Origin of the sequence: Corallococcus llansteffanensis (genome assembly GCF_003612055.1) — a bacterium.
Classification (GTDB): Bacteria; Myxococcota; Myxococcia; order Myxococcales; family Myxococcaceae; genus Corallococcus; species Corallococcus llansteffanensis.
Map to the genome: position 1 here is coordinate 1 of NZ_RAWB01000338.1, position 11,097 is coordinate 11,097.

Genomic DNA, 11,097 nt, shown 5'->3' on the forward strand with positions numbered 1-11,097 from the left:
GCCCTCGCTCCCCCTTACCCGACTTCGGCCCCTCCTCCGCGTCCGCGATCCCCAGCAGCTCGTCCGAGGAAATGCGCAGCACCGAGCACATCCGCAGCAACGTCTGGACGCTGGGCAGCATCTTCCCGCGCTCCAGGCGGCTGTAGACCATGTGCGCAAGGCCCAGCTTCTCGGCCACCTCCGCCTGCGTGAGCCCGAGCTGCGTCCGGGCCTCACGAGCGGCACTTCCAATACGGGTCGCCAGCTCTTCATTCATGCGTCGGGGTACCAGGACACCGAGAACAAGGTTTGGCGCGAGCAGGAAGGCCCGAACCTCGGGGACGCCCCTTCCTGCCGCATCTCGGCGGCCATGTCGATGCACGAGCAGGGCCCCGTCGCGCGGCGCCCCTATTGGCCGAACCCATCGGGGGCGGGAACCTCCAGCGCCAGGCCGCCCAGGATGAAGTCCACGGGGACACGGAGGGCACCGCACAGGCCCACCAGCGTAGGGAGGCTGGGCAGCAACCGGCCGCGCTCCAGGCGGCTGAACACCAGCGTCGGCACGTGGATGGCCTCGGCCACCTGGGCCTGCGAGAGGCCTGCCCGATGCCGGGCGGCGCGGACATTGGTTCCGATCTGCTGGGAGAGCTTCGCGTACATGAGGAGACCTGGGAGAAAGAGGAGAATGCCGCGTCGGCGGCACTCCGAGCATATAGCTCACTAGGTTCAACGATAGTATCCGCTCAAGGTTTACCCTTCTCCCGCGCCACTTCGCGGGGGGAACTCGTACGAGATCCGCTACCGGTTGAGAGCATGTCCAGGAACGCCGACCCCACACGCCCCGCCGAAGGAGAGGACACTTGAGCCCGCGTCTGCATCCCGTCGTCCCCCCGGGCACAGACATCGGCGGGTACCTCGTGGAGGAGAAGCTGGGAGCCGGGGGCTTCGGTGCCGTGTACCGCGCCCGGCGTGGAGGGCGGCGCTACGCGCTCAAGCTCATCCCATTCTGGGGGCTGGCCGAGTGGGCCGAGCGCGAAGTGGCCATCCTCCTGCGGCTCAAACACTCCAATCTGGTACGCATCCGTGGGCACGGACAGTGGCCGGACGAGGCGCCTCAATACTTCTTCATCGTCATGGACTACGTGGAGGGGCGCCGGTTGGACGTGTGGGCCAGGGAGGAGAACCCCTCGGCCCGAGAAGTCGTGCTCAAGGTGCGCGGCGTGGCGCGCGGGCTGGGTGCCGCGCACCGGGCGAAGGTGGTGCATCGAGACCTGAAGGAGAGCAACGTCATTGAGCGCGCCTCGGACGGCGAGGCAGTGGTGGTGGACTTCGGCGCGGGCGGGTACGAGAGCGCCCCCAGCATCACCGGCGGAGTGCTGCCACCGGGCACGCCGGAGTACCGCGCGCCCGAGGCATGGCGCTTCCAGCAGGAGCACGGGGACGAGCGCGGCCGCTCCTACCAGCCCGGCCCCTCGGATGACCTGTACTCGCTGGGCGTCGTTCTCTATGGGCTCCTGACGGGCAGGCAGCCCTTCCTCCCGGACGAGGCCGCAGGGGTCGAGGCCGTGCTCAACCGTGCGCCCAAGCCGCCCCATGTGCTCAACCCGCGCGTGCCCGAGGCCCTGAGTATCGTGTGCATGCGCCTGCTGGCCAAGGAGCCCGAGGAGCGCCCCCCGGACGCCGACGCGCTGTGCGCGGAGCTGGAGGCCCTGCTGGCCCAGGTGGACGAGTCCTGGGACGTGAAGCTCTGCGACGCCTATGGCCCGGACACCGCCACCACACTCGCGGCGGTGCCGCACGCGGTCGAAGACGAGCTGGTGCAGTGGCTGAAGAAGCGCAAGGCCCGGCCTCGTCGGGGGCCGCGTCCGCCAAACGGCGAGGGCGCGCACGATCCGGACTCAAACGCGGTGGCCATCCAGGCCGAACTGCCGCTCCCAATTCATGCTCGCCCCGGCCCCACGACTGTGCCGCCTCCGGCACAAGCCCGTCACTTCAATGCCCTGCGTGTGGCGACAGGGATGGGGCTGCTGGTGGTCCTGAGCGTGCTCGTGCTCACGCGCAACCTGATGCCATCCGCTGCTCCGGTCGCACATCACGCCCAGGAACCTCATTCCAGCGCGGCCTCGTTGTCACCGCCAATCGCCCCCACACTCGCGCTTGCGCTCTGGGCCCCCGGCCAGGAAGTGGCGGCGCCCTGGATGGCACCGGAAGCTCAGCAAGCCGCAGCCGCGCTCGATGGCGCGCCCACCCTTGCGGCCGTCGCCCTTTCCGCGACGCTCTCCGAGGAGAAGGCTTCTGTGAAGATGAAGAAGAACACCGGCGTGCCCCCTGGCAAGGCGCTCGGCCTGGGGATCGCGGCCTGCCTGACGATGGCCTGCCCTGGCCCCCAGCTGCGCCCGACGCCCCCACCCGAGGAGTGCCCACGAGGTGCTGCGGAGGCCATGAGAAAGCTCCGAATTGACGACAACACGGAGGCCGCAGCCACGCTCTTCGCAACCCTGGAGGAAGGGGTCAGCAGGAACGTCACGGTGCGCGCGGGCCCGACAATGGTTCTCCTGGGGAGATCTTTGGGAGACCTGCCGCCCCGGACCATGCTTTCCGGGCGGCTCATCGTCGGAGATGAGCGCGTCTACGGCCGACTCACAGAGGCGCGCACGCCCAAGGGTGATCGCGTCCCCGTATGCATTCAGATCATCGAGGACGCAATCGTTGGGCTCAGAAAGGAACCCAATGGCGGCGCCGATACCGCCAGCGTTTACCCCTACTTTGACGTGAAGGCCGTCCGTCGCTTCGAGTGAACCCGAGCAGGAGCAGCACGGGGCTCAACCAGGTATCAATACCGGGGTCCCGATCTTCTCTTTCAAGGTCTCCGCGCATGCCCGTGTCGCCCATCGCTGTTCTCCTGGTGCTCGCGCTCTCCGCCGGAGCCGCTGCCGCACAACCGCGTCCAATCGCCACGGGCCTCGGGGTGCACCGGATCGAGTTCTCGGCCGAGAACTTCGAGGCAATGACGACGCCGGAGGTGCAGATCAGCCCGGGGGTTTCCACCACGTTCGAGTTCAACTCCGCCATCCTTCAGGAGAAAGTCGCGGTCGAAAGCGCCGAGCGCTTCTCGCTCGTGGACATTGGGCGGAGCACCCTCAGACTGGTGCCCTCGGAGCAAGTCTTGCCCGGCGAGCGCCTGCGGCTGACGGTGCGATTTCAGGACGGCGCGGCACCTGTAAATATGGCCTTCATCCTCGTCGTCCACCCCGCCCAAGCGGAGCGGCTGGTCGAGGTCTGGCGCAGCCAGCGCACGGTAGAGTCCTACCAGCAGGAATCGAAAGAGGCCCGAGCGGAGGCCCAACGGTGCCACGAAGAGAACGATCGCCTGCGCGCAGAACACGAAGGGCCTGGCGGCCTCGCGGGCCTCCTGGCGACCCGCGTAATTGGCGAGTCGGGCGTCCCGGTCAAGCGACTCGACTTCAACAGGGAGGTTCGCCAACGGACAGGAGACACGATCAGGGCCCTTCGCGCCTGGAGCTACCGCGCTGCCAGTCGCATAGCCGTAGTAGTGGACTTGGCACCAACGAATTCCACGCAGCCATGGATGGCGTACGGGGCATCGCTGGTGAGCAAGACGGGCGAGACGCTGAGCATGCTGCCGGTATGGCAGGACGCGCCCGTGACTAATGATCAGTTTCGTCGCGTCATAGTGGAGACGGAAGCAACTCCGGACGAAGCCCAGGGCACGTTCACCCTCAAGCTGTGGGAACTGGACGGGCTGCGCACGATCACCCTTTCTGGAATAATGTTCCCCTAGTCGGTCTTGATCCGTCCATGTGGAGCGAGGGGTATTCCCGCAGTCGTCCTCCTCAACATACCCTCTTACCCCTACTGCCTGCCCACCAATTCACGGAGACGAGCCTGTGCCAAGATCTCAAGATCCAAACGCTCTTCACTCTGCGATCGAATGGACCAGTCAGTACGCCAGTCTCACGCCCGGCTGGTCGGACCTTTTTGGCCAGAAACCCACGTGGGATGATTTTTTTGCGCGTATCCGCCAGTACCCCATTGCCCAAGCACTGCTGCACCTGGGCCATATAAATACTGTGCTAGAGAAGCATCCCCACAAAGAAGGACAATTGGGGCTGTGCCATGATCTCTTCAAGCCCGATGGGCAAGATATCGTGGAGCGCTTGGCAAGGTTCGCATCGACACCGGTCAATGCCAGAGTCAAAAAGATGCCCTCGTTGTTCTACTCACCCCAGGTACTAATAACGGCCAAGCTCGTTCTGGCCTACCAGTCTGGATCGGTTACAGCGCCCGCCACATCATCATTGCGCCCACTCGCCGAAGCACTATTGATGGTCACCGACCTCGTGCAGATCCCACAAGGGATGGAAAGCATTGCCGCATCCATGACTGCAAGCTTTCTGTTTACTCGCACGGACGTGCCAGTAAACGGCCTTGCTCGTAGCTTTGAATTGTTCATGACGGATCGTGCAGATCTTCGGGATCACTCCTCCTACGTAAACCTGCCCGAGCAGTTGACGCGCATCACAGGTCTGCCCCCCGACCTGCTATGGCTTATGCTTTTCTCGGTTTACGGAGAATTTGACGCACGACCTGCACAAGATGCCTGGATGCCTTTCAGTATTGAAAGTTACTTCCCCGTCCACACCGATGCCGAGGCAGCGAATGCAGGGCTTTCATTCACAAGCTCAGAGGTAAAGAACGTCGTCGATCTCCTCTCAGATACCATCCCGGAGCTTGCGGCCAAGATCTCAGACCGAGGCTTCTCGCACGAATCGGCGCTGCTCTACGATGTGATGGAGTTCGCCGAATTCCCGTTGGTCAGAGAGGACGGAAAGTATCTTTGCATGTCGGTGGATTTCTTGCTCAAGAAGCTCACGAGCGGAATGCACTATGTATTCCTAGATCAAGCCTCAACGACATCCAGAGAGCGGCTTCGCTACTTCGTCTTTTTGGGCGCAGTCTTCGAGAAGTATGTCGATGAAATCCTCTCGCGGTGCTTATCTCGGTCGAGCGGCACATACAGCGGACTGATTACCCCACCAAACATCAAGGGCAAGCAGGCTTCATGCTGTGACGCCGTATGGCATTCCGGGGACGCGCTCGTTCTTTTTGAGATCAAGGCGAAGCACCTGGATCTCGGTGCGCGTGTTGGTAACCGCGAGAGACTGGACAAAAAGCTCGAAGAAATCGTCTTTGACTCGGCTAGCCAGATTGATTCTACTATCAAGCTGTTCAAAGATGGCAAGCTCCCCATCGGGAATGCGGATCCTGCGCAGGTTCGCCGTTTCTTCCCCATCGTCATCACGCTGGACTCCCTTGTGATGCACCCGCTCGCGCACATGTCCATCACGCGAGAGATGAAGGAGCGTGGTTTGCTTCAACAGGAGGGTACGCGGCCCATCCAGTTGATGAACGTGGCTGAGTTGGAGCATCTTGAAGTCGGACTAGAACGTGGCCTGCTTTTGCTCCACATTCTCGCCAAGAAGCTTGACATGGACGAGTGGCGCGGCGCTCCCTTTCAGAATTTCTTCCTCTTCCAGTATCCCCAAGCATTCAAAGGCGCACAGAACACGCACTTGCTCGCCGTTTTTAACAAGCTCAAGGATCGTGCTGTCGGTTTGCTCCAAGAGCGTGGTGCCCGGGAGTAGCCACTTCGGATTCCCGGCGCGGATTCACAGATCTCATCCGAGGTTAGTGCATGTCAGCACCCGCCAATATTTCCGAGAACCGCAAGCTCATTGATTTCAAAGAACTGAAGGACACTGTAAAGGGTGAGGAACTCGAAGCTCTGACCGAGCATATACTCCGAGGACTCAGATACGATCCGTTCCGGAGCGGTCGTGGTGCGGATGGAGGCAAAGACCTGCACTGCATCCAGCGGGTGAAAAGCGATCTGGCCGAGTACAGCCGCACGTGGCTCGTTCAGTGCAAACATTTTGCACATAGCGGTAGAGGAGTAAACGAGGACGACATCGGCTCGATCGTGGACAAGTGCCGAAAGCATCAAGCTGACGGATTTCTCGTCGTGACCACAACCGTGCTCACCAACGAACTGGTGAAGACGCTCGAAGCGATCGCAGCTGAGAAGCGTGATGGAATTGTCACCGGCTATTGGGACGAGCACCGGCTTCGGGAGTTACTCCTTCGCCCTCAACTTGAGGAAGTGCTCCGGCGCTTTCTTCCCGAGAGTTTCGCGCGGGTACAAGCGTTACAACCAGTGGAGATCCTTCTTGAGAAACTGAAAGCACAGGGACTCGATGGCGATGCGCTGACGGACATCGGTCAGCGAATCACCCGCGCGTTGGATGAGGTCAGAGAAAAGAAATCGCCCAGTTTGCGCATCTATCCAGCGGCCTCTCTGAACCGCGATCAACTGGACAAGGTCACAGCGTTCTTCAGTTCTGGGAAAGTTGAGGAGACAGCGGACGCACTGACGATTTTGCCATACGAGGAGTGGTCCGCGCTTATCTCTAGCTTTATTGCTGAGTCCCCAGATCATGCTGAGGAACTCCTTGAGCACATCGCAACAAAGAGTGCAGAGGAGGATCAGCGGTTCACCGCAGTTCGTAGGCTAATCAGTGACTTTAAGTATGGTTTGGACAATATCCTGCCGCTTATAGAAGGGCTTCATCGGGACTCCGTAAAGCTCTTGGCGGACGACCTGGATCTTGAGGAGCTTGTCAGTCGGAAGATCGAAAGCGCAGTCATGAATGAGAACCCTAGCTCGTTCGACCAATTGCCTGCACACCTCGGGATTTCAGGTGTCATCGTGGATGACCTTGAATTCGATTTTGAAGACGGAAGCACGCTGACTGCCCATGCTCAGCTCTCGGTCGAGACGGAAGTCTCACCGGATGGAGGAGAGGACTACGTTCCTTACAGTTTCCCAGGTACGGCCACCGTCTACATTAATGGTAGCGAGGACATGACGGTGGAGAGCCTCTCCGTAGACGTTGAGAGCTTTTTTGGCGATCCCGAAGAGGAGCCTGAGCCCCCCGATGAAGATTGAGACACAGGGGCGAGCGTGAGTGCCACGCGCATCAGGCCCCCCATCGAGATCTCCGGCAGACCGCTCGACTATTCCCACGCTGCCTTCGGCATCCCCGTCGTCCACGCCCAGGTGGCCTCCACCTTCGCCGAGGTGACGCCCGACGCCTTGCAGCTCATCCCGGTGGAGGTCGATTCCCATCCGGCTCAGCACTTCATCCTCAGCACCATCCGGCTGGAGGAGTGCATCGACGACGCTGCGTGCGAGGAGATACGTTACCGGCTTCCCGGGAACGGGATTCCCGAGAAGGTGCGCACGTACTCCTTGGTGTCCGGGATGCGCATCGACCATGCGAAGGTGGGAGGCGCCAACGTGTTCCGAACCTGGGGCTGGACCGTGGCCGTGATCGTGTCAGAGGAGATCAAGGAGGCCCTGGAGCGCGCGGGCATCACCGGCGCGAAGATCACGGACGTAACCGGCCCCGGTGCAGCCAATGGCCTTTGCCCCCTGCCCGTCCCCACCCTCGTACCCAAGCCGTACCCAAGATGAACGGACGCGGGTGGACCTCCATGGACGGTCCACCCGCCCCGCTCCAGAGGGAAACTGGCCGACCCTCAATCCCGCCGGGCACCTGGCGGATCGGGGTGGCGGGGCTTCAAAACCGGTGAGGGGCTGCGAGAGCAGTCCCTGGCGAGTTCGATTCCCGTGCCCTACCGCCAGTAGTTCCTCTGAAACCAGGCGCCATGGGTTCCCCTTGGGTTCTCGTCCCCCGTTCGTTCCCCGCGAAGGTAGAGGGAGGTCGGCCAGCATGGGGCACGACGAAGTCCGGGCAGTGGAGAGCGGAATGACGCCCAGGAAAGCAACGCGGAGGATAGGCCTGTGGGTGCTCGTCACAACCCTGCTGGTTGGCGCGCTGGGACAGAGCGGATGCGCTCACGGGCGTGGCTTGGTCATTGGACGCATTACACCGGAACATTTCCGCTTCAAAACAGTCGTCGCGGTGGACGCCACCGAGATGCAGCCTGATGGCTGGCGAGCCGTCTGCATCCATGCGCGCATCACGGAAGGCGATTCAGGAGCTACCGATGTATGCAAATTCGAGGTGGGCGTTCCGATCCGCAACACCCAGCAGGGAGAAGTTCCTCTGGAGGTTGTCCAACAGGTTGTTGCCTATCTGGCCAACGCGGCGGCGCATGAGGTTCTATCCAAGGCTCAGCAAGGAGAGATGATCGCCATCCTGTGCCGCCGGTTCAAGAACAAATATGAGCACCTGCTCAGAGAACGCATTGCCGGAGCCCGTGTGTCGGAGTGCCAGACCCCAGGTTTGGAGCCCATCTATTTCGACATTCCACTGAAGGGAGTGGCGAATGACTGAAGAATCGCAAGAGTCATTGATTGAGCTCGCGCAGCGGTACTACCCAACCGGGTTCCCAGTGGAGGAGGATGATCTGGCTGAGCCAGTGCCAGCCCACCAGCGTACACCCGAGCATGCAAGGTTCATGGCGGCATGGGACAAGGCCTTGAATGGGACCGATTGGAAGAACCTCATGAAGGGACTCAAACGCGCCTTTCCAGGTGAAGACATCGGTAACGGGACCCAACCCTACGTCTCTGCGTGCATGCGCTGTTTTCTCTACCGCACAGAGCCGTTGCCTGGAGGCGAGCGACTCGCGACACGCATCGCCGCCGCAGTCAGTGTCCTTGTGCCTTTCTACGTTGTCTATGTCACGACCCAGGTCTGGCATCCCACCTACACTGAATTCCCCATGGCGGCGGCCCGCCACCCCAAGAGTGGGGACGCAGGCGATGAGTCCTTTCACCTCCAGCACTTTTCCTCACCCCAGCTCACTTTTGCTCCGCCCGCGACTGTCAGGCAGGAAGTGAACGCGCTGGAACACCAAATAGAGGAAGTGCTCGGCTATCGCCGCTTCCCCTTGGCTTTCGCGGGAGTGGCGCTTCCAGGGCTTCGAGTGGGCTTCTTCAATGGTGAAGGTCCTCCGACGCTTTTGGATGCGCTCTTCTCCGACAATCTCGCCCACCTGCCTTGACGAACCGCATTCGAGGCATTGTCTCACGCGGACACCGGCCCGCGCACTCGCTCACCCTGCTGAGACGGGGCTTTGTCGGTGGACTTCACCGGAGGAGTCTCCCCTGCCGGCGCCACCCCCAGCTCTGCGGCTTCGACCTGTTGCCGCCTCGGGACTTTCACCCTACGGGTCCATGAGTTCCTCCAGGCATCACACAACTTCCCTGACACAGGGGGGCGAGTCGCGGTCCCCCTTGCCCCTCTTGCGGAGAAGCCTCCGACATGCGCCATGCTCGATCCGCATTCCGGCTTCTGCAATGGGGGCGTCAGTTTGGAATGGAGACCTCCGTCATGGTCGAAAAACCACCTCCAGAGGTCACTGTGGGAGAACCACGCCCAGTTTACCAGCCATCGACCCCGGTAGCATCGGCCGACGTGAGATAGCCATGTCCCTCAACACATTCCTGGTTCAAGGATTCGAAGCGCTCGCCCGCCGGACACTGGAACCTGTAAGTGGCCCGCCTCTCGTACAACTGGAGGCAGCGCTCCGAAATGTGCTGCGCGAGGTCTGCATCTTTTTCTCGGTCCGCAAGCCACTTCCCCTTCACGAGCGATATTTCGCCACCGGTTCGGCCTGGCTCGACCCTCCACCAGGCACTCCCGAGAGTCTCATCGCACTTCGACTCCGCTCGGGGCAGCCCCTCTCCGAGGAGTACATGATTCCAAATCCGCTGAACCCTCCTCCGCGTCTCGTGAAGGTCCAGCGCCATGAAACTCGGGGCCTGTTTCGCTCCTTTTGGGGAGATGGCATGGAGGGGCTCCGCTCTCTCGATGACATCGCCCGAATCCTGATGTCAGCGCCACCTGAATGGTCGTTCCTTACCTCCAGCACTCCGGTGAAAGCAGAGCCAGGAGATCTAAAGGGAATGCGCCAGAAAGCCTGGTACGGCTTCGTGGGTGAACATGTACGAGACTACCTGTGGCTCGTTCCCGCTCCATTCATGTTCGATCTGGAACTGGCAGGATTGCTGTTCCAACGCATCAAGCGTCGCATCGAGCATGGAAGCCAGCGGCGCCTCAGACTCACCCCCTTGATCGGGCTCGCCATCACAGGGCCAGGAATAGAGCTTTCGCCACAGCTGCGACTGAGACCGCTGACCCCACTCGAGCGCAATCGCTGGCTCAACCAAGACGATTCATTCAGTGACCTGCCCCTACGTCGCATGGAGATCCTCGGTCTCCAGAGCCTGATCGAATTCGCAGAGCCCCCTGAGGCTCTAACCATCAATTTTGGCCCCGATCGCCCTGACACGCCTGAGGCCGCCGTACTGGCAGCCCTCAACCTGATTCATGAACCGCAGGCCGGTGTTCCCATCCACCCCGCTTTCACCGAGCAGCTTGAGGAAGGTTCTATCCATGAGTACGTTTGCCGGAGAAAGCTCGAAGGACCGAAACGCTCCATTCATGGGCTGGGGATGACACTCCAAGCCGGAGATATTGAGCGTCTGGTGAATCTGGTCTCGCGCATCCAGCACCTGATGGATGGAGTTTCAGCGCCCCCTAGCAGCGCAGCGGATAGAAGCCTCGCCATCGCTCTGAGCCGCTGGCTCATGTCATACACCCGGGAGTCCCACAAGGACTGGCTGATTGACTGCTGGGTAGCGCTAGAAGGGCTGTTCACTCAACGAGGAGAGAGTTCACTGACCCGCAAGTGTGCGGAGCGGATTAGCCGTGAACTGGCGAGTTTCGGCCTCGGAACGGTCGATGCTCTCTATGCCGAAATCAAGGCTTCGTATGAATGCCGATGCGAAATCGTCCATGGAGAGAGAGACCCAAGGAAGGACTCGTGGGTCGCGGCGGTACGGACTCGCGAGTACTTGCGCAAGATTCTGTACCACCGGCTCATTCAGTCTGCACCAGCCCGGGCGAACCTCGCGCCCATCCACTCTGCCAGACAATGAGAATGGCTGTTCGGCTGCCCTCGCGCCTCAGGTGATTGAGCAGACACGGAGAGCAGAGTTCAGCAGCCTTGAGCTTTCTTTCGGGACCTCGCGCTGGGGAAGACGGGCGTCATCATCCGCGGCCC

General features: G+C 61.3%; 10 protein-coding genes and 1 tRNA gene. 9 read left to right on the forward strand and 2 right to left on the reverse strand.

Translation table 11 applies throughout. From position 1 onward, the window contains the following. Together D7V93_RS27105 and D7V93_RS27110 are read right to left on the reverse strand one after the other, a co-directional pair. Positions 1-256: helix-turn-helix domain-containing protein (locus D7V93_RS27105; protein WP_147451354.1), on the reverse strand; the 256-nt coding region annotated here is incomplete at its 3' end. A 131-nt stretch (positions 257-387) separates the two neighbouring features. Further along, positions 388-639: a helix-turn-helix domain-containing protein gene (locus D7V93_RS27110; RefSeq protein ID WP_244237532.1), complete on the reverse strand. Its 252-nt coding sequence runs from the start codon at positions 637-639 to the stop codon at positions 388-390. A 200-nt stretch (positions 640-839) separates the two neighbouring features. Here D7V93_RS27110 and D7V93_RS27115 point away from each other — a divergent pair, with 200 nt between their 5' ends. The 9 genes from D7V93_RS27115 (at position 840) to D7V93_RS44565 (ending at position 10,972) form a co-directional block, all read left to right on the forward strand. After that, positions 840-2,777, forward strand: coding sequence for a serine/threonine protein kinase (locus tag D7V93_RS27115; protein ID WP_120646152.1), 1,938 nt, complete (start codon positions 840-842; stop codon positions 2,775-2,777). A 77-nt stretch (positions 2,778-2,854) separates the two neighbouring features. Further along, positions 2,855-3,781 carry a DUF2381 family protein gene (locus D7V93_RS27120; protein WP_120646153.1) on the forward strand — a complete coding sequence of 309 codons (927 nt, stop codon included), beginning with the start codon at positions 2,855-2,857 and terminating at the stop codon, positions 3,779-3,781. A 106-nt stretch (positions 3,782-3,887) separates the two neighbouring features. Beyond that, positions 3,888-5,645 (forward strand): hypothetical protein, encoded by a 1,758-nt coding sequence (locus tag D7V93_RS44550; RefSeq protein WP_147451355.1) that lies wholly within the window; start codon positions 3,888-3,890, stop codon positions 5,643-5,645. Between the two features lie 50 nt (positions 5,646-5,695). Next, positions 5,696-7,006 (forward strand): restriction endonuclease, encoded by a 1,311-nt coding sequence (locus tag D7V93_RS27130; protein WP_120646155.1) that lies wholly within the window; start codon positions 5,696-5,698, stop codon positions 7,004-7,006. A gap of 15 nt (positions 7,007-7,021) precedes the next feature. Then, positions 7,022-7,534 carry an imm11 family protein gene (locus tag D7V93_RS27135; RefSeq protein WP_208723166.1) on the forward strand — a complete coding sequence of 171 codons (513 nt, stop codon included), beginning with the start codon at positions 7,022-7,024 and terminating at the stop codon, positions 7,532-7,534. A gap of 84 nt (positions 7,535-7,618) precedes the next feature. Beyond that, positions 7,619-7,704: transfer RNA gene (locus D7V93_RS45225), tRNA-Sec, on the forward strand. 89 nt (positions 7,705-7,793) lie between these two features. Next, complete coding sequence (locus D7V93_RS44555; RefSeq protein WP_147451356.1) at positions 7,794-8,360, forward strand: hypothetical protein; 567 nt, start codon at positions 7,794-7,796, stop codon at positions 8,358-8,360. Next, on the forward strand, positions 8,353-9,033 hold the full coding sequence (locus D7V93_RS44560) for a hypothetical protein (RefSeq protein WP_147451357.1): 681 nt from the start codon (positions 8,353-8,355) through the stop codon (positions 9,031-9,033). The genes D7V93_RS44555 and D7V93_RS44560 overlap by 8 nt, the downstream gene beginning before the upstream one ends. A 694-nt stretch (positions 9,034-9,727) precedes the next feature. Next, positions 9,728-10,972 (forward strand): HEPN domain-containing protein, encoded by a 1,245-nt coding sequence (locus tag D7V93_RS44565; protein ID WP_147451358.1) that lies wholly within the window; start codon positions 9,728-9,730, stop codon positions 10,970-10,972. Positions 10,973-11,097 lie beyond the last annotated feature (125 nt).

What these genes read in the sequence shown, in the direction of transcription:
- D7V93_RS27110 (WP_244237532.1), bottom strand. Translation starts at nt 639, where the DNA reads ATGTACGCGAAGCTCTCCCAGCAGATCGGAACCAATGTCCGCGCCGCC.
- D7V93_RS27120 (WP_120646153.1), top strand. Translation starts at nt 2,855, where the DNA reads ATGCCCGTGTCGCCCATCGCTGTTCTCCTGGTGCTCGCGCTCTCCGCC.
- D7V93_RS27130 (WP_120646155.1), top strand. Translation starts at nt 5,696, where the DNA reads ATGTCAGCACCCGCCAATATTTCCGAGAACCGCAAGCTCATTGATTTC.
- D7V93_RS44555 (WP_147451356.1), top strand. Translation starts at nt 7,794, where the DNA reads ATGGGGCACGACGAAGTCCGGGCAGTGGAGAGCGGAATGACGCCCAGG.
- D7V93_RS44560 (WP_147451357.1), top strand. Translation starts at nt 8,353, where the DNA reads ATGACTGAAGAATCGCAAGAGTCATTGATTGAGCTCGCGCAGCGGTAC.
- D7V93_RS44565 (WP_147451358.1), top strand. Translation starts at nt 9,728, where the DNA reads ATGATTCCAAATCCGCTGAACCCTCCTCCGCGTCTCGTGAAGGTCCAG.